Annotated in this window: 24 protein-coding genes; 13 read left to right on the forward strand and 11 right to left on the reverse strand. The window is 51.9% G+C overall.

Translation table 11 applies throughout. The annotated features are described in order from the left end of the window. The first annotated feature begins 32 nt into the window (after positions 1 to 32). The 7 genes from hisD (at position 33) to hisF (ending at position 6319) form a co-directional block, all read left to right on the forward strand. Positions 33 to 1307, forward strand: a complete 1275-nt coding sequence (gene hisD, locus ABI361_05845; protein MEO9320176.1) for a histidinol dehydrogenase — start codon at positions 33 to 35, stop codon at positions 1305 to 1307. A gap of 2 nt (positions 1308 to 1309) precedes the next feature. After that, the gene (locus ABI361_05850) at positions 1310 to 2395 is read left to right on the forward strand and encodes a histidinol-phosphate transaminase (GenBank protein MEO9320177.1); all 1086 of its coding nucleotides are present in this window, start codon (positions 1310 to 1312) and stop codon (positions 2393 to 2395) included. Between the two features lie 8 nt (positions 2396 to 2403). Then, on the forward strand, positions 2404 to 3426 hold the full coding sequence (locus ABI361_05855; GenBank protein ID MEO9320178.1) for an HAD-IA family hydrolase: 1023 nt from the start codon (positions 2404 to 2406) through the stop codon (positions 3424 to 3426). A gap of 78 nt (positions 3427 to 3504) precedes the next feature. Further along, positions 3505 to 4125: an imidazoleglycerol-phosphate dehydratase gene (locus tag ABI361_05860; GenBank protein MEO9320179.1), complete on the forward strand. Its 621-nt coding sequence runs from the start codon at positions 3505 to 3507 to the stop codon at positions 4123 to 4125. After that, a complete protein-coding gene (gene hisH, locus ABI361_05865; protein MEO9320180.1) occupies positions 4126 to 4755 on the forward strand; it encodes an imidazole glycerol phosphate synthase subunit HisH in 630 nt (209 codons plus the stop codon). Further along, positions 4752 to 5480: a 1-(5-phosphoribosyl)-5-[(5-phosphoribosylamino)methylideneamino] imidazole-4-carboxamide isomerase gene (locus tag ABI361_05870; protein MEO9320181.1), complete on the forward strand. Its 729-nt coding sequence runs from the start codon at positions 4752 to 4754 to the stop codon at positions 5478 to 5480. Before hisH ends, ABI361_05870 begins: the two co-directional genes overlap by 4 nt. Then, positions 5480 to 6319 carry an imidazole glycerol phosphate synthase subunit HisF gene (gene hisF / locus ABI361_05875; GenBank protein ID MEO9320182.1) on the forward strand — a complete coding sequence of 280 codons (840 nt, stop codon included), beginning with the start codon at positions 5480 to 5482 and terminating at the stop codon, positions 6317 to 6319. The genes ABI361_05870 and hisF overlap by 1 nt, the downstream gene beginning before the upstream one ends. 1 nt (position 6320) lies before the next feature. On the opposite strand, the gene ABI361_05880 is transcribed toward hisF, so the two are convergent. From ABI361_05880 to ABI361_05890, 3 genes are all read right to left on the reverse strand, one after another. Next, entirely contained in the window at positions 6321 to 6629 is a 309-nt protein-coding gene (locus ABI361_05880; protein ID MEO9320183.1) for an acylphosphatase, read from the reverse strand. A gap of 95 nt (positions 6630 to 6724) precedes the next feature. Beyond that, positions 6725 to 8065: a hypothetical protein gene (locus ABI361_05885; protein MEO9320184.1), complete on the reverse strand. Its 1341-nt coding sequence runs from the start codon at positions 8063 to 8065 to the stop codon at positions 6725 to 6727. Between the two features lie 249 nt (positions 8066 to 8314). Continuing rightward, positions 8315 to 10480 carry a CDC48 family AAA ATPase gene (locus ABI361_05890; GenBank protein ID MEO9320185.1) on the reverse strand — a complete coding sequence of 722 codons (2166 nt, stop codon included), beginning with the start codon at positions 10478 to 10480 and terminating at the stop codon, positions 8315 to 8317. Positions 10481 to 10756: 276 nt separating this feature from the next. Here ABI361_05890 and ABI361_05895 point away from each other — a divergent pair, with 276 nt between their 5' ends. Then, complete coding sequence (locus ABI361_05895) at positions 10757 to 11338, forward strand: exosome complex RNA-binding protein Csl4 (protein ID MEO9320186.1); 582 nt, start codon at positions 10757 to 10759, stop codon at positions 11336 to 11338. A 44-nt stretch (positions 11339 to 11382) separates the two neighbouring features. Next, a complete protein-coding gene (gene pheA / locus ABI361_05900) occupies positions 11383 to 12258 on the forward strand; it encodes a prephenate dehydratase (GenBank protein MEO9320187.1) in 876 nt (291 codons plus the stop codon). Here the strand turns inward: pheA and ABI361_05905 are convergent. The 4 genes from ABI361_05905 to ABI361_05920 all read right to left on the reverse strand — a co-directional run bounded on the left by ABI361_05905 (position 12242) and on the right by ABI361_05920 (position 15471). Next, entirely contained in the window at positions 12242 to 12697 is a 456-nt protein-coding gene (locus tag ABI361_05905) for a hypothetical protein (GenBank protein MEO9320188.1), read from the reverse strand. The two genes, pheA and ABI361_05905, sit on opposite strands and share 17 nt — an antisense overlap. 76 nt (positions 12698 to 12773) lie before the next feature. Beyond that, positions 12774 to 14207 (reverse strand): IMP dehydrogenase, encoded by a 1434-nt coding sequence (gene guaB, locus ABI361_05910; GenBank protein ID MEO9320189.1) that lies wholly within the window; start codon positions 14205 to 14207, stop codon positions 12774 to 12776. 68 nt (positions 14208 to 14275) lie between these two features. Next, positions 14276 to 15136 carry a dihydropteroate synthase gene (gene folP, locus ABI361_05915; protein MEO9320190.1) on the reverse strand — a complete coding sequence of 287 codons (861 nt, stop codon included), beginning with the start codon at positions 15134 to 15136 and terminating at the stop codon, positions 14276 to 14278. A 125-nt stretch (positions 15137 to 15261) separates the two neighbouring features. Next, positions 15262 to 15471, reverse strand: a complete 210-nt coding sequence (locus ABI361_05920) for a hypothetical protein (protein MEO9320191.1) — start codon at positions 15469 to 15471, stop codon at positions 15262 to 15264. Between the two features lie 135 nt (positions 15472 to 15606). Between ABI361_05920 and ABI361_05925 the strand changes: the two genes are divergently transcribed. Both ABI361_05925 and ABI361_05930 read left to right on the forward strand, forming a co-directional pair. Then, on the forward strand, positions 15607 to 15993 hold the full coding sequence (locus ABI361_05925; protein ID MEO9320192.1) for a hypothetical protein: 387 nt from the start codon (positions 15607 to 15609) through the stop codon (positions 15991 to 15993). A 121-nt stretch (positions 15994 to 16114) separates the two neighbouring features. Then, on the forward strand, positions 16115 to 16435 hold the full coding sequence (locus tag ABI361_05930) for a hypothetical protein (GenBank protein ID MEO9320193.1): 321 nt from the start codon (positions 16115 to 16117) through the stop codon (positions 16433 to 16435). On the opposite strand, the gene pyrH is transcribed toward ABI361_05930, so the two are convergent. The 3 genes from pyrH to tmk are packed head-to-tail and all read right to left on the reverse strand — an operon-like array spanning position 16432 to position 19095. Then, positions 16432 to 17184 (reverse strand): UMP kinase, encoded by a 753-nt coding sequence (gene pyrH, locus ABI361_05935; GenBank protein ID MEO9320194.1) that lies wholly within the window; start codon positions 17182 to 17184, stop codon positions 16432 to 16434. The two genes, ABI361_05930 and pyrH, sit on opposite strands and share 4 nt — an antisense overlap. Positions 17185 to 17200: 16 nt before the next feature. Then, positions 17201 to 18454: an HD domain-containing protein gene (locus tag ABI361_05940; protein ID MEO9320195.1), complete on the reverse strand. Its 1254-nt coding sequence runs from the start codon at positions 18452 to 18454 to the stop codon at positions 17201 to 17203. 50 nt (positions 18455 to 18504) lie between these two features. After that, positions 18505 to 19095 (reverse strand): dTMP kinase, encoded by a 591-nt coding sequence (gene tmk, locus ABI361_05945; GenBank protein ID MEO9320196.1) that lies wholly within the window; start codon positions 19093 to 19095, stop codon positions 18505 to 18507. 161 nt (positions 19096 to 19256) lie between these two features. Between tmk and ABI361_05950 the strand changes: the two genes are divergently transcribed. Beyond that, positions 19257 to 19934, forward strand: coding sequence for a hypothetical protein (locus tag ABI361_05950; protein MEO9320197.1), 678 nt, complete (start codon positions 19257 to 19259; stop codon positions 19932 to 19934). Here the strand turns inward: ABI361_05950 and ABI361_05955 are convergent. After that, positions 19931 to 20113 carry a zinc finger domain-containing protein gene (locus ABI361_05955; GenBank protein ID MEO9320198.1) on the reverse strand — a complete coding sequence of 61 codons (183 nt, stop codon included), beginning with the start codon at positions 20111 to 20113 and terminating at the stop codon, positions 19931 to 19933. The two genes, ABI361_05950 and ABI361_05955, sit on opposite strands and share 4 nt — an antisense overlap. A 119-nt stretch (positions 20114 to 20232) precedes the next feature. Here ABI361_05955 and hsp14 point away from each other — a divergent pair, with 119 nt between their 5' ends. Continuing rightward, positions 20233 to 20619 (forward strand): archaeal heat shock protein Hsp14, encoded by a 387-nt coding sequence (hsp14, locus tag ABI361_05960; protein ID MEO9320199.1) that lies wholly within the window; start codon positions 20233 to 20235, stop codon positions 20617 to 20619.

The raw sequence follows: 20619 nt of genomic DNA on the forward strand, positions 1-20619 counted from the left end.
AGGATGCCATGCAGCTCCGCAGGGCCTCATTTTTGGCAGTCGACTCTGTTATGCAGAGGGCGCGAGAAATCTATGACGATGTGGTCGCGCGAGGTGACTCTGCCGTCCGCGAATTCACCGCCAAGTTCGACGGACCTGTCCTTGAAAGGCTGTCCGTCTCGCCGGAGGAAATTCGACAAAGCTACGATCAGGTAAAGCCTTCGCAGGTAAAGGCGATAAGGCTCATGAAAGATCGCCTCTCGCGGGTCGAGCTGGCCCTTTACAAGAGGCTTCAAGGCATCAGCGTCAGCCATGATGGGATAAGGATAAGCCGCACAGTAAGACCGGTACAGAGCGTCGCATGCTATGTCCCCGGCGGCAGGGCGAGATATCCAAGCACCCTTGTCATGTGCGCGGTACCGGCCAAGATTGCCGGCGTAAAAAGAGTGGTAGCCATTTCTCCGCCTATGAAAAGCGGCTCGATAGATCCCCTCACTATGGTTGCAGCCGACATTTGCGGCGTCGACGAGTTTTACAAGGTCGGCGGAGCACAAGGCATAGCCGCCGTCGCAGCCGGGACAGAGTCGATAAGACCTGTCAGTAAAATAGTCGGCCCCGGAGGACTGTTTGTCACTGCCGCCAAACTTTTAGCGTCTAGCCGCGTGTCGACGGACCTGGTGGCCGGACCAACGGAACTCCTGGTATACTGCGACAAGACCACTGACCCCCGTATTGCGTCGCTTGACCTAATCTCGCAGGCCGAGCACAGCCCGGACACCGTATGCGGAATCGTCACTACATCAGAAGGTGTTGCGAGAAATGTTATCGATCAGCTGACCTCAATCACGTCAAGCGGCATAGAGCGGCCAGACATTGTTAGCAAGAGCATTTCAGAAAACGGTTTTGCGGCCGTGTGCAAGGACGTGAAGGCCGCTGCTGAATTTATCAACGAGTTTGCCCCCGAACACTTGGAGATCCTTTCGTCAAAACCCGGTCCGCTAGCGTCGAAGGTCGATTCGGCAGGACTCATTCTTGTCGGGCCGGACTCGGCGTCTTCTGCAAGCGACTATTGCCTGGGCTCAAACCATGTGCTGCCTACGCTGGGCTTTGCCCGGTCGCGCGGATCCCTGTCGGTCCTTGACTTTTTGAAAATAATTAATGTCGCAACCGCTACAAGGGCAGGCCTGCTCTCCGTTGAGGGGGCGATTGCAGAGCTGACCAGCGCGGAGGGTCTTCCCAACCACTACTCGGCAGTAAGAGAGCGGCTGGTCCAGAGGGGAAAGGCCAGGCGGAAAAACCCGCGTCGAAGTGCAGCGACGGAGGGTTAGGCATGCCAACTAAACAATCCGGCCCTGTCCTGCCAGACAGCTTTGCACGAGTCAAGGGAATCGAGGCGTACGTGCGGCCGGCAAAGGTGGCAAACGCGATTAAACTTGATTCCAATGAAAACATGGCTCTTGAAAGAAGCATCGTAGCCGGCGCGCTTGCCGAGGCAGCCCGGGCGGCAGATCTGAGGGAATACCCTCTTGAAGAGCTTGACAGCCTTTACGCCGGCCTTGAGCGCTATACCGGGCTTGACAGAAAGTACATCTGTGCTGGCAGCGGGTCAGACCAGATAATCGAACTCGTGCTGTCGTCGCTTGGCGGCCGCGGCAGCAAGGCGACCGTCTTTTCGCCCACGTTTTCTTACTTCGTCAGCAGGTGCAGGCTGCATGACATCAAGATAGAGAGCGTACCGCTGAAGAAGGACGATTTTGCCCTTGAGACCAAAAAATTCGTGTCAAGCGCCAAGAACTCTGACCTTGTTTACATCTGCTCGCCTAACAACCCTACAGGCAACCAAATCGACCGCCAGGACGTTCTCTCCGTTCTCGATTCCGTCCCAGTGAACACTATCGTGCTTTTGGACGAGGCATACGTGGAGTTTGCCGATTACTCGCTTTCCTCGGAGGCAGTGAAGCGCGGCAACCTCTTTGTCCTCAGAACGCTGTCAAAGGCCTTTGGCCTGGCAGGCGCAAGAGTCGGGTACATGCTGACAAACTCGCGCGCGGCCGAAATCTTTAGGTCGACTATCCAGTCTCCATACCCAATTAGCACCATATCGCTTTTGACGGCGACTGCAGTGCTTGCCAAGGCAGACAAGGTTCTTGATTCCGTCAGGTTGGTCAAGAGCGAAAGGGCAAGAATGCTTGAAAGGCTTTCCGGCGCCTCTAGAGTCAAATTGTTCGCATCGGACTCTAACTTTCTGTTCATTGCTGCCGGCAGGAACGCTGGCGCCATCATAAGCGATCTTACATCCGAAAACATCGTGGTCAAGTCGCTTGGCGATGTTGCAGGCTATCGGGGCTGCCTTAGAATAACAATAGCTACTCCTGACATCAACGACAGCGTTCTCCGATGCATACTGCGAGCCTAATAAGCAATATGCCCCCGGTTGACTGCGCGCTATTTGACGTAGATGGCGTTCTTGTGGATATCAGAAAGTCGTACAACGAGGCAATCAGGGCAACAGTACACGGCATAATCGAGCTCATTGCGTCCGGCAAACTGGCCGGCCTGTCCCGAACAAGAGCAGACGCGCTTGCTCCGCTTGTCCGCAGGAAGGGCGTCTATGGCATTGTCACGGACAGGCTGATTCTGAGGTTCCGCCAGACCGGCGGTTTTAACAATGACACGGACACGGCCTATGCGATCACGCTAGCGCTTTTGACCAACCCCGCCGGCACGGACGGCGCGATCACCAGGCGCCTCAGCGAGATGGTAAGATGCCTCGACGAGACAGGAATAGAATCAGCAGAATCATTCCTCAGAACCCGCAATGCGGATACTGACAAGATAAAGGAGATGCTTTCATACCCTCCAAAGAAGGTGGCCGACAGCCCAATTGCGCGCCTCTTCGACGAGTTGTTTTACGGCGCAAAGCTGTTTCAAAAGCAGAACGGGATCGAGCCTGAATATGTGAAAGACAATGGTGCAAGGCGGCCCGCACCAAAACCGATGATAGAAAATGATAGGACGGTAATAACGGAAAAAACCCTAAAGGAGCTGACGAGCCTCGTCGGCGGAAACCTCGCAATGGTAACCGGAAGGAGCCGGCTTGCTGCTGAACATTCGCTCGGCAGGCTGATCAATTATTTTGATATCGATGCCTGTGCCTTTCTTGAGGACGAGCCGCGCGAATACTCGAAGCCAAACCCCTACGGCGCATTGCGCGCAATGAAAAGGATGAAGGCCAAAAGAGCAGTCTATGCCGGCGATTCCCAGGAGGACCTGCTGATGGCACGGAGGGCCGAGATGCAGTCGGGGTTCCTGATTTCGTTTGTCGGCATTTACGGGCTGAGCCCCCAGCCAAAGACCACCGCAGTCAAATTCAGAAATGGCGGTGTCTTGACTGCGCGGAGCGTCAACAGCCTGCCTTCAATTATCCGGAAGCTGAAAGTCCTCTGAAACGGTCAGAAGATGTGTTGCTGGCCAAAAAATACGCATGCGCCACTTTTAAATAAAGTCGTTTGATTGTCTAACTTGTTGGTTGTTTCCAGCCACACTCGTCAGTCGCGCTCTGCTAAAAGGCGAACGCGCTATGAGAGGGTGACAAAAGAAACAAGCATCTCGGTAGATATTGATATCGACGGTTCTGGAAAGGCCAGGATAGACACTGGCATTTCATTTATCGATCACCTTGTCACCTCGATATGCAAGCATGCCCTCTTTGACGTGACGCTGGCGGCAAAATCTAATGATGGCATACTGCACCACCTTGCTGAAGACGTCGCAATAGCTCTTGCGCAGTCGATAGACAAGGCGCTCGGGGACAGGGCGAGAATTTTCAGGTTCGGTAGTGCTTCTGTCCCAATGGACGAGTCGCTTGCAGCCGCCTCAATTGATCTTGTAAAGCGCCCGTTTGATAATGTGCAGCTTTTGCTGAAACGGGATAGCATAGAGGGGGTGCCAAGGGAGGACATTGAACATTTCGTCAGGTCGCTTGCAGAAAACGTCAACGCATGCGTGCACATTACAGTTCTCTACGGCGAAAACGATCACCACAAGGTAGAGGCAGCACTCAAAGCATTTGCAGTTGCCCTTCGAGCGGCCGCCGGGATAGACCCAAGGCAGAAAGGGATACCAAGCACCAAGGGGTCGATGTAACTGGCCAAAATAGCCATTTTCGACTATGGCGCAGGGAACCTGTTCAGCCTAAAGTCTGCTCTTGAGCGCCACGGGGCAAAGCAGGTTGAGGTAATAACCACCATGAAGGACCTGGAAAAAAAATACGATGGGCTCGTACTGCCTGGAGTCGGTAACTTTGATCCTGCAATGTCGTCAGTGTCGAAAAATTCTTCCGAGCTAAAGTCTGCAGTAAAGGCAGGGATGCCGGTTCTGGGGATATGTCTTGGGATGGAAATGCTTTTTGACAGAAGCGAGGAAGGAAAATCAGAGGGACTCAAGTTCCTCGACGGCGAGGTGATCCTTCTTCCCAAGCGAAAGGTCAAGATCCCCCACATGGGCTGGAACACCCTTGACATTAGCAAAAAAGCGCGCAGCGAATTCCTGGATGGCGTGGACGACGGATCCTGGGTATATTTCGTTCACTCATACATGGCGTCTCCCCACAAAAGGGATGTAGTGGTTGCCACCTCAGACTATGGCACCAAGGTTCCAGCGGTCATTGAAAAGGAAAACCTTATCGGAGTTCAGTTTCACCCTGAGAAATCGGGCGAGGTGGGCGGCATAATGCTGCGCAATTTTATCCGGATGTGTGAGAAGCCGAGAAAGTGATCGTCATTGTTGCCATAGACCTGATGGCAGGTAACGTTGTCCGCCTGGTCAAGGGTAAGGCTGAAGACAAGACGATTTACAGCGACGACCCGGTCAAGACCGCAGCCAGGTGGGCAAGCGAGGGGGCAGACATGCTACACGTTGTGGATCTCGATGCTACCCTGGGCTCCGCCCAAGCAGGCGATTACAACTCGTCTGCAATCATGTCCATTATCTCAAAAGCGAGAGAGGCCGGAAACATTCCCGTTCAGGTGGCCGGCGGGATTAGGAGCATCGAGGCGGCCGAAAAATGGCTTGAGGGCGGGGCGTCAAAGGTTGTCATTGGCACTCTGGCGTTCACCGACGTAACAGCGCTTAGAAAGCTGGGCAAGAAATATCCCGGCAAGATTGTCGTCTCAATTGACCACAGAGAGGGAGTAGTAATGGTAAAGGGCTGGCAAGAGTCGACAGGCACCGGCGTTGAAGAGGCGATTTCCATGCTTTCATCCGCTGGAGCCAGCGAATTTCTGATTACAAGCATTGACCGCGACGGCACACTCGCCGGGCCTGACCTTACCTGGCTCTCCAAAGCATGCAGTGGATCAGCAAAGATAATAGCTTCGGGCGGCATATCGAGCATTGAGGATGTTTTGAGGGTGAGGTGCGTCGGCTGCGCATCCGTAATCCTTGGCAAGGCCCTCTACGACGGCAAGCTAACCATTCAAGGGGCAAAGGCGGTAGCCTGATGGCCCTGGCAAAACGGGTGATTCCCTGTCTTGACGTGGATAACGGCAGAGTGGTAAAGGGGGTAAAGTTTGAGGGAATCCACGACGCCGGAGACCCCGTGGCCCTGGCCCAGCGCTACAGCCAGCAGGGTGCAGACGAACTTGTCTTTCTGGATATCACCGCTTCAAACCAAGGCCGCGGCACCATGAAGGAAGTGGTGAGCAATGTCGCCAAGGTCATTGACATACCCTTTACAGTTGGAGGGGGAATCAGGAAGCTTGAGGACGCCCGGGAAATCTTGCTTTCCGGCGCTGACAAGGTATCGATAAACACCTCGGCGGTGAGCAATCCGTCGTTGATAACCAGCATAATGGAAATTTTCGGCAGGCAATGCACCGTCGTTGCGATGGACGTGAAAAGAAATTATGATACGGGCAAGTCCGACGCCATCGACTTTGAACTTGCAAGAAAGAAAAGACATTATTTTGCCGAAAGCGATGGCCGCCGGTTCTGGTTTGAGGTGCGTATATTTGGCGGAGGCAAGGCAACAGGTATAGACGCGGTCAACTGGGCCAAAGAATGCGAAAGGCTAGGCGCCGGCGAGATACTCTTGACAAGCATTGACGCTGACGGGACTGAGAACGGCTACGACATAATGCTTACAAAGGCCATCTGCCAGTCCGTGCGCATTCCCGTCATTGCATCAGGTGGCTGCGGCAGGGCAAAGCACATGCTCGATGTCTTTAGAGAGGCTGACGTGGACGCGGCCCTTGCGGCATCAATCTTTCACTATGACAAGTCTACGGTGGCCAAGGTCAAGCGCTATCTGAAGCGAAGTGGCGTAGCCATCCGGCTATAGGTCAATAGCTCACATCAAACTGGGAAAACTCGCCGACGTATTTTTCAAATGCGACACTTACGTCTTCGACCTTTGCTTTTTGCGGGCCGACGCGACACCACTCTATGACCTCGTTGACGCTGGCTTCGTCGCCCTCAAATACGGCTTCAACCCTCCCGTCGTCGAGATTGCGAACCCAGCCTCTCACGCCGTGCCTCGTCGCGACCTCCTTTGTGTTTTGCCTAAAGTACACCCCTTGCACAGTTCCCATGACATAGACGTGCGCGCGCATCTTGGCATTTGGGCGTGCTTTGCCGTCGGTTGAGGCCATCTTTGCGCTTGACAGGTTACAGAAAATACAATAAATCCTTTGCGTCGTGCATGCCTTTCATGCACGACAGCAGCCAGAGCTTGCCAGATGGCGGGCTAGAGGTGGCCGCCTTCTTCGCTGAAGAGCTGCTCATAAGAGGTTGCCTTTCGCACCATACCGAACCTGCCATTGCTCTCTTTCATGACGATAGCAGGCTTTGTCTGGCAGTGAAATGGCATGTTAAAGACGACTGAGTACGCTCCGACATTGTAGAAAGCCACGTGGCGGCCGACCTGCGAGTCCGTGAGGTCTGATGCCTTTGAGAGGGGGAACACGTCGTATGTGTCGCACAGCCTGCCTGCCAGATGCGTGTTTCTTGGAACATGGCCAACAGCGGTCGTCTTGCCTTCAGCGTCAATCACCGGCACAACTTCCTGAGGATACTCTTGCTTCAGAAGAGCAGCATCAAGAAGGATGTGGTAACCGGCGTCGACGATCACGATCTTGTGATCGTTGTACTCTTTGGTGTTTACGATGCGAGAGACAAGTATCGACGACTCGGCAACCAAGAACCTGCCGCTTTCTATCATGAGGGTGAACTGACCGTGGGTCTCCGCCAGCTGGTTAAGCTTCCCGACATGGTTCTGGGCCATTTGGGCCGGGCTGGGCACAGGGTCATTGTAGAACACCGGAGTGCCACCGCCGATATCAAACGTGTTTACCTGAAATGAAGGGTGCTCCTTCTTCATTTTGGTGATAAACGCGTCCATCTTGTCAAGGGCGTGTATGTAGCATGAAAAGTCCGTTATCTGCGAACCTAGGTGGAAGTGGAATCCCTCGAACTTCAGAAGGTCATTGCCCATCAGGTGCTTTACCATTTTTGTGGCGCTGTCAAGGGTGCCTCCGTTGAACGGCACACCAAACTTGCCATTGCGGTACGACGCGCGAACCTCAGCCTTGACTCCAACCTCCGGGTTGACGCGAATCATAGTGAGAGGTCTTGTCCCCGTCCTTGCAGCGGCCTTTGCCAGGTTCGTCATGCCATTAAATGAGCTTACGACTACTCTGCGCACCCCGGAGTTTAGAACCTCGAGATATTCCTCAGGTTCCTCTGTGACGCTCGTGTAAATTACATTTTCAGGGTCAGCCTTGCATTGCTTGACAAAGTAAAGCTCTCCAAGCGATGTCAGGTCAAACGTCAGGCCGTCTTTCATAAATGCGCGCAGCACTGCCGGAGTAAAGTTGGCCTTGATAGAATATGCGACCTTCACCGGTCCCTTGAAGCCAGAAGCGTATGCTCGGTGAAGCTCGCGCGCCTTGGCGTGGAGAGTTTCTTCGTCAATAAGATATAACGGCGAGCCGTGCTTTTCAACTAGGCTGCTGATTTCAAGAGCTGTTGCAAAACGGTTCAGGGAAACATTTGTTTTTTGGACGCACTGGACTTGTGAATTTTCCACCAATTTCTTTTTGTTGGTTTTATCATAAAACATATAACTTAAAAACATTGCCCTCCCGGAATTCTTTTACGCGCGCGAAAATTTTTCGCACGCCGGAAAAACTGGAAGCTGTAGGAAATTTTTTGTTACATACAAGTCAGTACTGGAATGGATGATGACAATTTCTTTAGCTTGAAAAATTCAGACGACGAATGTTGTTGCAAAAAAAGAATAATCAAAAAGAAAGGAGTGCAGACGAAGCTCTGGCTTCTATCTGTAGTACGGAACAGCCTTTTCTGCAGGCTTGCCTTCACGCTGCGTCTTTATCTTCCTGACGGCCTCTTCAAAGTGGCGCAGTGAGACGCGGGCTTCGGACGCGTGTTTTGCAGCCTCTTCTGGAGTTGGATATTTCGCAAGGTACTCATGAAGGACCAGTGAGACAGCAGTGTTTGCGACAGAACTGGTGTCTGCACCGCTAAAGCCCTCTGTCATTTCTGCAATCTTGGCCAAGTCCACGTCCGGACCGACAGGCTTGCCCTTTGCGTGGATTTCGAGGATCTTTTGCCTTGCAGCCTTGTCTGGCATTGGAACAAACACTATCTTGTCAAATCTTCCTGGCCTGAGAAGCGCCGGGTCTATCATATCAGCCCTGTTAGTCGCTGCGATTACCACGACGCCAGACAGTGCTTGGATGCCGTCCAGCTCTGTGAGAAGCTGAGACACGACGCGCTCTGTAACCATGCTGTCGCCTCCCATGCCTCTTGTCGGAGCGATAGAGTCAATCTCGTCAAAGAACACGACGCAGGGAGCAGCCTGCCTTGCACGCCTGAATATTTCCCTAATACCGCGCTCGGATTCGCCTACCCACTTGCTCAAAAGCTCCGGTCCCCTCACACTGATAAAGTTCGCTTCAGACTCCGTGGCGACTGCCTTTGCAAGCAGGGTCTTGCCAGTGCCTGACGGACCGTGCATGAGCAAGCCCTTTGGCATGGTGTGACCCAGCTTTGTGTAAAGGTCGGGGTACCTGAGTGGCCACTCGACTGCCTCCTGCAATTCGCGCTTTACTTCTTCCAGTCCGCCGATAGCTGACCATGGAATGTCTGGAGACTCGAGGTAAACCTCACGCATCGCCGATGGCATTACTTCCTTGACAGCATTCTCAAAGTCTGACATTGTTACGATCAGTTTGTTTAACACCTCTGGCGAAAGCTTTTCGTCTTCCAAGTTGAGCTCTGGGAGCAGTCTGCGGAGGCATTTCATTGCTGCCTCCTTGCAAAGGTACTCCAAATCTGCGCCGACAAAGCCGTGAGTCACAGCCGCAACCTTGTCCTGATCAACGTCTGTGTCAAGAGGCATGTTGCGCGTGTGAATCTGCAAGATTTCAAGCCTACCGCGCTTGTCTGGCACCTTGATCTCTATTTCCCTGTCAAACCTGCCGGGCCTTCTGAGCGCCGGGTCTATGGCATTAGGCCTGTTGGTGGCGGCAATTACGATTACCTTGCCCCTTGCCTCAAGGCCATCCATGAGCGATAGCAACTGGGAGACGACCCTTCGCTCTACCTCGCCGGTAACTTCTTCCCTCTTTGGTGCAATGGAGTCAATTTCGTCAATGAATATAATTGATGGAGCCTTTTCCTTCGCTTCCTTGAAGATTTCCCTGAGCCTTGCCTCGGATTCTCCGTAAAACTTGCTCATGATTTCCGGCCCTGATATGCTGATAAAGTGTGCGTTGCTCTCGTTTGCAACCGCCTTGGCCAACAGTGTCTTGCCGGTTCCTGGTGGACCGTAGAGAAGAACACCCTTCGGAGCTTCGATGCCCAGCTTTTCGAAAATTTCAGGATGCCTTAAAGGAAGCTCTATCATTTCTCGGACTTTTTGGATTTCTTCCTTCAGTCCGCCAATGTCTTCGTACGTGACCTGCGGTACTCCTCTTAGGGTCTCGCCTTTTTCTGCGATATGGAATATGGTCTTTTGAGTGACAAGTACTGCATCGGCTGCCGGTGTGACTCCTATTACCTGAAAAGTCAGCCTGCCACCAAAGTAAGGCACCATTACGTTGTCACCTTTGATTAGCGGCACGCTTTCAAGCGCATCGGCAAGGTAACGCTCGTCAATAGGTGGAATTGCTTCAAGCGGGGCAACTATTACTTTCTCGGCAGGAACGGCTTTTATCTTCTTGACAATGACGGTATCGCCGATGGCAATTCCTGCATTGTTTCTGACAAGGCCGTCAACCCTGATAATCCCCTTTCCTTCGTCTGACGGATAAAGCGGTAAACATTTTGCGACTGTCCTGCGTTTTCCTCTGATTTCAATAACGTCGCCGGTTGATGCGCCAAGTGAATCCATGGAATCATAATCTATACGAGCAACGCCGCGGCCAACATCTCTGGTATATGCTTCAAGTACCTTTAAGGACAGGGTATTCTGGCTCACGTTAACACCTTGGCATAACTTGTCTTTATACCTTTATTATCCTTCGCTTATACACAAATTCTACACGTTAGCATTTTCAAAAAGACAAATCATGACTGGAAAAGTCTGATAGCTTAATCATCTTCCCTATAGCTTCTGTGCCCTCTTCCAGTAACGCTCTGGTTGCCTGGATATATCAAATCTATGCTGTTAAAGCTGCAACACCCGATTTTGCTGCTGCACGAATTTCAGAGAACAGTTATAACTTGCTTACAGAGCTGTTCTCTATTGGTCAGCATGGAAGAGCAAAAGCCAATACTTCCTGGCGAGCAAGTCGCTTCGATTGAGGAATTTGAGGGCGGCAAGGGCACCTATTTGGCCCGCGATGGCATTGTCAGGTCTGCAGCTATTGGAACAAAGGTCTACGATCTGAAAAGGAGGATCGTCAAGGTAGAGCAAAAAAATTCACCAATGCTTCCAAAGGTGGGCGATGTAATCGTCGGTTACATAGAAATGCTGTTTAGCAGCATGATTTCTGTCAAAGTGCTCTACGTCAACGACAAAAAGTCCGAGGCCGGATTTTCCGCGATAGCCTCCACCCGAGTGGGCGGCGGACGAGACAGACGCGGCAGGATTATCTTTAGGACTGGCGATATTGTGAGAGGCCGCGTTGTGAGCCTCCTGAATTCTACGATACACCTGACAATTTCTGAAAGAGAGTTTGGAGTCCTTTATGCGCTCTGCTTCCTATGCGGCGGTGACACTGTCAGGATTAACGACTCTATCAAGTGCATAGAATGTGGTGCATACGAGGAGCGCAAGCTCACGCATGACTACGGAAAGGAAACTTTCAGGCTCATCCACAAGGCGGGCACCTAGCACCTGATATTGCGCCCTTGGACGCGCCGGTGAAGACTGCTCCAATGAAAACCCGCGTTGCTTTTCAGGGTGAACGGGGTGCATACGGGGAAATGGCTGCGCTCAGCTACTTTGCAAACCCCGAGCTTGTTCCACTCAAGTCCTTTCATGACGTTTTTGCATCCGTGGAGGATGGGAAGGTCGCTTTTGCCGTTGTCCCGGTCGAAAATTCGATCGAGGGGAGCGTGAACGAAGTATACGATCTTATCCTAGATTCGCGCAAACTCGTGGCCACGGGTGAAGTGTACCAGCGAATTCATCATTGCCTGATTGCAAACAGCGGCGTGTCGTTCTCTGATGTCAAGTTTGCCCACTCTCATCCACAAGCTCTCGCGCAATGCAGAGGATATCTTCAAAGAATGAAAATCGAGCCGGTTGCTGCATACGACACCGCAGGAGCTGTGAAATTTGTAAAAGAGAGGAACCTCGTGGATGCAGCCGCGATTGCGAGCCGTAATGCAGCGGAATTGTACGGGATGCAGATTCTTGAGGAAGGCATTGAAGACAGACAAAACAACTTTACGCGCTTTCTTGTAATGTGCACGAGCGAAAACGCACAGAAGGGATCTGCATCCGCAGTTCCCAAGCACTCGGGGGAATCTTCGGGCAAGTTCAAGACTTCCATAGTTTTCTCGGTGTCGCACGTTCCCGGAGCCCTCTACGAGATTCTCGGCGAGTTCTCCACAAGGGGGATTAACCTGACCAAGATAGAGTCGCGTCCTACGAAGGAAACGCCGTGGGAGTACAACTTTTACATGGATATCGAGGGAAAGCCCGACGACAAGCTTGTTGCAGAATCACTCCGGGCCATTTCGAGCAAGACAAGATTTGTGAAGGTAGTGGGCTCGTACAGGCAAGCAGAGTTTAACTGGACTGCCTGAACCTCAGGCTCAACCCTACCATTATGATCCCAGTGACGGCCAGCAGTAGTGGCGCGGCGAATCCAAGGGGACTAGACTTTGTTTCGGCAGTTCCGGAGATATTGACCGTTTCGTTGCCCGTATTGCGAGTTTCTATGAGGTATACCCCCTGCTTTTGAGCCACGAGGTTGTAGTGATAGCTTGAGGTTGCATTTCGCGACTCGATTACCACGTTGTCGGGGTCGGTTACCTTGACCGTGAATGCTTGCCCCTGCCAGGACACGTTAGCAGTACTTTTCACGTTCATGTCCGGCTTGAGCAAATCTATTTTTCCCGGGGAAACCTGGCCATCGACTGAAACGCTCACCGGAATGTTTGCGTTGACAGCCGATGCGATACCAATTACGATAAACGCGGCGCCAGCAGCTATCATTGCATAGAACGTACGCCGCGATGCCAAGCCTGACTAGAGTAGGCAAGAAACGCATGTACTAATAAACATAGGCAACCGGGTTCCTCGGAGGCAGCTTACAGTCTTACATCAAGTCAACATCATGAGGCTGACTTTCGATGTACCCTGCGGATGTCATCTTGATAAATTCGGCGTTTTTCTGCATTTCGGGAATCGATTTTGCTCCGCAGTAGCTCAGCCCAGACCGCAGTCCGCCGACAAGCTGCCTGACAATTTCCACCACGCTTCCCTTGTATGGCACCATCGCTTCTACGCCCTCCGGTACATAGTCGTTGAGGTCGTCCGCATCGATTACCTGCGCACCCTCCTCGCGGTACCTCCTGCCAAGCGAGGCATAGAACGAAGCCATGCCTCTGTACATCTTGAATTTCTTGCCGTTCTTGACAAGCGTTTTGCCGGGGCTTTCGTCAGTGCCACCAAATAGGCTTCCGACCATCACTGAGGATGCTCCTGCGGCAAGGGCCTTGGTCATGTCTCCTGAAGTTCTTACTCCGCCATCGGAAATAACTGGAACATCTGAGTCGCGAGCCACCTTGACGCTGTCTATCACGGCAGTAAGCTGGGGCACTCCAGAACCTGTGACAACCCGTGTGATGCAAATCGAACCCGAGCCGACCCCAACCTTGACTGCGTCTACGCCCGCCCTAATCAAGTCCTGCGCTCCTTCGCCTGTCGCAACGTTTCCGGCGATTAGCTCTGACTGGGGAAATGCCTTCTTTATCATCCTGACGGTGTTTATCGCGTTCTCGCTATGGCCGTGCGCGATATCTACCACCAGGACATCGGCCCCCGCTTCAAGGAGAGCTTCGGCCCTGTCAAGATAATCGCCTTTCACCCCGACCGCAGCGCCGACCAGCAGCCTCCCTTTCTTGTCTTTTGAGGAATAAGGGTATTGGTCCATTTTCAGGATGTCCTTGCTGGTTATCAACCCGACGATCTTTCTCTTGTCGTCAATCACCGGCAGTTTCTCCACCCTATTCTCATGGAGAATTTCCTTTGCCTGCTCTATTGTCGTTCCTGCCTTGGCTGTCACAACGTCCTTGGTCATAAGGTCGGAAGTCCTGCGCTTCATGTTCTTTTCAAAGGTGATATCCCGCCTTGTAATTATGCCTACAAGTCTTCCGCCTTCCTCCACCAAAAGGCCTGACACGCCGTGCTCAAGCATCATGTTCCGCGCATCCTGAACACTTGCATCCGGCTTGATGGTATACGGCTGCTCGATGATTACGGATTCAGAGCGCTTTACCTTGAGAATTTCATCCACCTGATCTTGGATGGTCATGAAGCGATGTATGATCCCTATCCCGCCCTCTCTGGCAAGTGCAATTGCCATGCCAGATTCCGTTACGGTGTCCATGTTCGCGCTAACTATCGGTATATTCAGTGAAATCTTGCGAGAAAGCCTGGTCCGCAGATCAGTCTGCATCCTTGAGACTATAGGCGATCTTTTGGGAACCAAAAGAACGTCGTCAAATGTCAGACCTTCGCGAATGTCCAACGATTCCCTCACTGCATAGTCGGATGAAGGATTATAAGCGTTTGCCACACGGCTCCAGCGCCCAGACATCAGCCCTCTAGAACTTCAAACATTGAGAGAGCTTGTACCGATTCTTTGACATTGTGTGTTCGGATTATTCTCGCGCCCTTCATCGCGGCATAAAATTCGCAAGCAAGCGAAGGAATCAGTCTGTCGTCTGCCCTGTCGATGCCAAGCAGGTGACCGAGGAATGACTTGGCAGAGACGGAAACGCAGACAGGTGCGATGGCTGCGAGTTTTTCAAGGTTTGAAAGTACGTCGATGTCACGCAGGTACCATGGCATCTCAACCATTCTTGTAAAGAAGGGGTTCTTGCCTTCGCTTCTGAAAAAGCCGATTGACGGATCTACAACTATCCTGCTCCGCCTGATACCGGCTGCCTTTGCGATCGTAATGCTTCTACGAATTGCGGCCAGGGTGGAAGAATACTTTCCGCCGCACGTATAACCAAGAGGCTCGTATGCTCCAACAATTACGGACACGCCTGCGCTGGCGACTACGTCCGCCATTTTGGTGTCAAATTTCAATCCAGTAACGTCGTTAATCGCCAAGGCCCCCGCGTCTATGGCAGACTGCGCTACGCTAGCTCTAGGCGTGTCTGCGCTGATAGGAAGCGAACATCCGCTCTCTATCGCCGCACTCACCGCGGTCTTGATGCGGCTGGCCTCATCCGCGGCAGAAACAACAGTTTCAAGATAGGGCGCAGTAGACATCCCGCCAATGTCGATTAGAGCAGCGCCGGCGGATTCCATCTGAAGGGCAGCCTCTGCAATTTCACCTTTAGTTTTTTTCACGGACCGCTTGTAAAACGATTCGGGGCTTGCGTTGATTATTCCCATAACCTTTACGGCGCCTGACATATCTATAGCAACATTGCCAATCTTGGCCAAAGGTTGCAAAAACAAAAGTCAGGCCCGCCTAAAATATTGTGGTACTCGCTGAATGTAAATTCCGTACTCCAGCCAGCCTAATGGGACACCTGCCGCAACCGAGAGCCGGGGCGTTTATGATGCTATTATGGTGTCCTGTTTGCTATTTGTTTGCTGATAGAACCGGTGATATTGTTGGTGACAAACTGCTTTGCTTCCTGTGTGGCGTTCTTGACGACTGGATTCTGGCCTACCGTCTGTGCTCCTTTGAAGACGCCGCTAAAAAAAGTCCCAATCCCAAGACCGAGTATAGCTAGAACGACAACTGCAACTATGATCCAAGTCACTATCCCCATGATGCGTCGTCTAAACAGCAGCCTGGTAGTATCTTAATGCTTTGCATTCTTGTTCTATTTCAACAAAAGGCGAATGACGAACTCTGGTAGATTATTATATGGTGCAGCCCCCGCGCTCTCACAGCGAACGCCAGTTTGGAAGAACGGGTATTTCTTCAGCAGCTGTGCTTTACTGTCCTGGCTGTGGACAGGGATATCCGGTTTGCGGGTGTAATTGACGGCGAAGGAAAGCTGCTTGTGGGAGAATACCGCACCGATATCCAGTCCCCTATGCTAAGTTCAAGCCCTTTGAGGCAGTCTGATGATCGCAATTCCTTCCGCGCCAGCTTTATGTCGCTTAATTCTCTTAGGCGTCACTTCGAGTCTGTCTTTGGACAGCTAAATTACCAGCTTACCGACTATGCTAACTTGAAACTTGTCACGATACCGCTTACTGACAGAAACGACCGGTATCTCTGCTGCTCGATAGAACCGGTCAGCAACTGTCAGAATATAATTGCAAAAATACTTGAAAGCATCTGAAAGTCATGTTTTTCAGGAAAAAATATTAGTGTCGCAGGTGCCTCATGCGCTGGCTCACTTTGACATCCGCTGTCCTTCTTGGAAACGCCGACCCTTCAGTGAGCAGAGATCCGGTTGAGGATTGATGCAGTATCACAAGGCCGCGTACATGGGAAAAGAACGGGCAGCCAAGTCTCAAATGCGCCTCTTCGATTATACCGGGTTTGCGATGCTGACTTTTACGATAAAGCAGGGGAGCCAGGGCTTTGAGCCGGTTGGCGAGGAAGATTTTGCTGCAAGGTTAGCCCGCGGACAGGAAGTTATGCTATTCCTCTGCGACAGCGATGGATACGCAAAGGCCCAGTCAAGACCGCTTCCCTTGGAAAAGGGGAACGAGATATTCGGCAAAATGCTTTCTGATGGGATACCGGAATTCTCCGGCCAGATAAAGACCGTTTCCTAGGGAACTATCCGCGTTCCTGAACTCTGGTTGTTGCCCAAAAGTACGGCATTTCTTAACAGGCTGGTATCGGATTTTAGAACCAGCGTGGGGATCTTGCTTCTCTCAATAACTTTGAGAGCCACAATGTCCATCAGATCGTACGAGCCTGCAGAGGCGTTTTCAGACGAAAGCAGCTCCATGCACCTGCTGACGGAAATCTCCTTAAACATCTTGGCGTTTCGGTTTTTCCTGGGGTCCGAATCGTATATTCCATCAACATCCGTGGCGTTTAGAAACTCTGCGGCCCGGACTTTTTCAGCAATAAGCGCGGCAGTGGCATTGGTGCTCTGACCTGGATGAAGGCCGCCTGTGACAACAATTTTCCCACTTGATGCTGCTGCAAAAACTTGCTCAAGGTCAGTGGGGACCGTATGGTAAACGCGAGGGTTATCGAAATCGCGGCTCTCGATAGCGGCGGAAAGGAGTTTTGCGTTTAGCCGGGAAACCTCGATGCCCAGCATGTCGAGGCTTGCCTCGTCCTGACCAAACTTTCGGGCCAGCTGGATGTAGTGGCGTGCGAACTTGCCTCCGCCAGCAATAGCAATGGGCTGGACGTCATTTTCACTCAGCTCAAAAAGCAGATCCGCGAACTTGGCCAGCTCAGTCGGTTCTTCTTCAGAAAAGATCCTTCCGCTAAGTTTCACGACAATTCTGCGCTTGGTTTTTGACTGCCCCACGCCGGCATCATGTTGTCTTGCTGCGCTTCTCATTGAATTTGACCCTCTGCTAGTTGTTCGCACCAATGTACAATGGTCTCTGCTCACCAAGCACTTTTTTAACAGATCGCTCAACAGCCTGACGGTTTTCAGCCGTCGTGTAGACCCGAAGCATGTCGAGGAATCCTGACAGAGAATCGATAAGAGGCATAGATGCAACCGGGATCTCTTTCGCAGCTTCGTTCTTGCCTGCCAGCCTTATGGAGCGCATTTCCTCCTTGCTTGGAGTAAGAGGCATCGAAGGAGCCTTAGATGCGTCAACAAAAACTAGCGCCGGGTCTACCCCCGCAGCCGACGCAATCGATCCTGCAAGATTGAGCAGGGATTTTCTATCCATTTTCTTGTACCTATCGCGTTTGAGGAGCATCTTCTCATAAACGCACTTGAGCAGCCGCCTATCGCGGTAATCTGACGCAAGCTTGGAAGCAAGGTTATTTTGTACGCTGCATAGCCTCTCAAGGGTAGCTTCGTCTGTCAGAGAAAGATAGTTATCAAGCGAGGTATCGGTCAGTCCCAGCTCGGGATCTGCACCGATCATTGAATGAAGCAGCATGACCTCGGCGGATCTTACGGTTTTGTGAAAATAGACTGCCTTGAACATCTCGTACCTCGAAATTAGCATCGACTCGAGTGAATTGTATGAAGACTGGTCTATGGCAAGCTTGCCTCTGTTGACCTCAAGGGAACCAACTAGCCTTGCCAGGTCAATTTTGCCGTACTCTGCGCCTGTGAAGTATGCGTCACGGGGCAGATAGTCCATTATGTCGGCCGAGAGGCTGCCCGAGATAATTTCGTTTAGGAAGGTCTCGCCGGTCTGCCCGAACGACAGCCTGCAAATCCTTTCCGGCGACCTGCCGTCACGCTTCAATACATCAGAAATCTCAGTCTGGAGAATTATTTTGCGGCCAATCTCCTCGTGCGTCGTCTTGCAATGCAGTTCAAGCACTTCCTCAAAGAGGTGCGAGAAAGGGCCATGCCCAACGTCGTGGAGCAGCGCACCAAGCCTCAGCTCTTCCACAATTTCGGCATCGTCAATATGCCCCTTGGCCAGCAGCGCCTCGCCTGCCATTCCCGCGACGTGCATTGCCCCAAGCGAGTGCTCAAAGCGCGAATGCTGCGCTCCGGGATAAACCAGATGGGCCCCAGCCAACTGCCGTATCCTCCGCAGGCGCTGAAAGACTCTTGAATCAATGATGTGCCTCTCGGTTTCGGAGAACTTTACGTAGCGGTGGATGGGGTCTGCGATTTCACCTACAAAGTCCAATCCGGTTCCCCCTGCCCCAAAAGCAAGAAAAATACGCCAATGACAATTGCCTAGATCTTCAGGTTCTTTTTAACGGTCTTAAGTATTTCCTGGTGGACCTGTTCCTTCCCTTTGGACCCATCTATGACTTTCCAGCCAAATTGCTTTGCATATTTCATGTAGTTCTTGTGGGCCAACGCTGTCAGCTTTGGATCTTTCTCAAATACGTCCTGCGTCTCTGCGCGAGAGCTCGAGATCGTCGGACTCACGAGCAGCGCAAGAACAATGTCCTCCTTGGGCAGACCCTTGTCGAGTGCGAGGAGCCACTTTTCGTCCAGCCCATTTGACACCCCATACACCAAGTTCGACTGCCAGTACCTGTTCATGATGACGAGCGTTCCGTTCTCAACCATGCTCTCAATCTCCTCCTTTTTCTCCCACCTGTTGGCTGAAAAGAGAAGGTGCTTTACCTGATTCTGATAGTCACGCTTTCCGTCAAGAAATGCCCTTATTTCGCCGCCTATCGGCGTAAGGTAGTCCGGAAAGTCGAGAACCACGCTCACCTTTCCTGCTATCTTTAGCGACTCTTGCAACATGCGTGATTGTGTAGTCTTGCCCGCCTTGTCTGTGCCCTCAAGCACAATTATCTTTCCCCTCGCCACCGACTAGACTTCAAGGGCAGATCGATAAAAAGATGTTGAGTATTTGCATCGAGAGCAAGTTTATGACAAATAACCCTGTGGGTAAAGTTAGAATTTTATGCGAATCACCAACAAATTAAAATATTATCCGCCGTTGTAAGGATGGGGCGGGAGCGAGGGCTTTGAAGGATGACAAGTCAAAAATCGCAATTTTCGATACTTTCAAGACTAGAAATAACAAGTTTACAGGCGAAGCCAAACGTCAGCGGGGCATAATGGCGCATCTCGCAGTTGAGGAATCGCCAGAGCTCCGGACCAGGACATCCATCGCACACGCCATCGCTAAGCAGCATGGAATCCTGTGGCAGAACATCTACTCGGGCATCTTCAGGGATCTAGACGAGGTGCTGATTCCTGCAGGCGTCGTTCGGGAGGGCGGCAGGCTTCCTCTCCGCAGGGGTCCAAAGGCACTGCAGCTTGAGGGGGTGCCTTATTACGAGCTCACCGATTCCGGCAAGCTCGTCGCCTCTGCTATAGAAGAACTAGGAGACAGGCGCATGAAGATGCTGAGAACTTATATCGATTCTATCCCCTCAACAGACCCTAATGCCGGGACCGTAAAGAAGGGAATGCTGATTCTAATCTCAAGCGCTCCTCACTTTGTCACCAAGATTATCAGCGAGTACATCCACGCCTACAGCACGGGGATTATCGACCGGATAGAGCCGATAGACCTTGCCAGGCTGCGGCAGGTCGTCTCGGAGGAAATATCGGTTGAGAGGGAATTAATCGAGGCGTTCGTCAAAATGTCCCAAGATCAGCAGGAGACCGTAAGGGGGTTTTTCAAGGTCCTGTCCTAACGCCCCTCGTAGCCGCATGAAGAGCATTTGTACTTTTTCGACTTGCCTTTGCAGCCCTCGCAGCGCCATATCCTTGCGTTCTTACATTTTGGGCAGGAAAAGCTTTCCGAAAGCTCGCCGGGCCTTACGTCCTTGCCGCAGGCGTTGCACTTGGGCATGTCGTACGAACCGGAGTACATTTTTGTTTCAGGTTCCTTCGCCGAGTATTTGTAGCTTTGTTGGCTGAAAGTTGATTAGTCGGGGCAGAGCGCCGCGACGAAACAAAGGATTTATACCATTTTTTGCTGTACTAATGTACATGGGTTTAGCAGGAATCGTCGCAAAGGGCATGATCAAGGAACTCGACTACAGAGCTCGCGAGTTTTACGAGTTTGTGCTACCAGCGATTGACATGTACGAGGAAAAGAACGACCTTGTGGTGGTAATTGACTTGCCGGGCTTTGCCAAACAGGACATCAATCTAAAAGTGACCGGACGGATTCTCTCAATTAACGCTCGCAGGGAAGAGCCTGAGAAGGTGGGCACAGTTTACTACAGGCACAGGCCGACGAGGATATCAAAAAGAATCGAGCTTCCAATCTCTGTACGAGACGACGAAACTGTGGTTGGAAATGCAACCTATGAGCACGGAGTAGTTCGGCTGAGAATTCCGATTCCCCAGTCTACAAGCATACCTATCAGCTGA

Source organism: Nitrososphaera sp., from assembly GCA_039938515.1.
GTDB lineage: Archaea > Thermoproteota > Nitrososphaeria > Nitrososphaerales > Nitrososphaeraceae > Nitrososphaera.

Excerpts from the sequence above, each read along its gene's own strand:
- ABI361_05880 (MEO9320183.1), bottom strand. The coding sequence starts at position 6,629 with ATGGCCTCAACCGACGGCAAAGCACGCCCAAATGCCAAGATGCGCGCG.
- hsp14 (MEO9320199.1), top strand. The coding sequence starts at position 20,233 with ATGGGTTTAGCAGGAATCGTCGCAAAGGGCATGATCAAGGAACTCGAC.
- ABI361_05855 (MEO9320178.1), top strand. The coding sequence starts at position 2,404 with ATGCCCCCGGTTGACTGCGCGCTATTTGACGTAGATGGCGTTCTTGTG.
- pyrH (MEO9320194.1), bottom strand. The coding sequence starts at position 17,184 with ATGAGAAGCGCAGCAAGACAACATGATGCCGGCGTGGGGCAGTCAAAA.
- ABI361_05895 (MEO9320186.1), top strand. The coding sequence starts at position 10,757 with ATGGAAGAGCAAAAGCCAATACTTCCTGGCGAGCAAGTCGCTTCGATT.
- ABI361_05955 (MEO9320198.1), bottom strand. The coding sequence starts at position 20,113 with ATGTACTCCGGTTCGTACGACATGCCCAAGTGCAACGCCTGCGGCAAG.
- ABI361_05920 (MEO9320191.1), bottom strand. The coding sequence starts at position 15,471 with ATGGGGATAGTGACTTGGATCATAGTTGCAGTTGTCGTTCTAGCTATA.
- hisF (MEO9320182.1), top strand. The coding sequence starts at position 5,480 with ATGGCCCTGGCAAAACGGGTGATTCCCTGTCTTGACGTGGATAACGGC.
- ABI361_05850 (MEO9320177.1), top strand. The coding sequence starts at position 1,310 with ATGCCAACTAAACAATCCGGCCCTGTCCTGCCAGACAGCTTTGCACGA.
- pheA (MEO9320187.1), top strand. The coding sequence starts at position 11,383 with ATGAAAACCCGCGTTGCTTTTCAGGGTGAACGGGGTGCATACGGGGAA.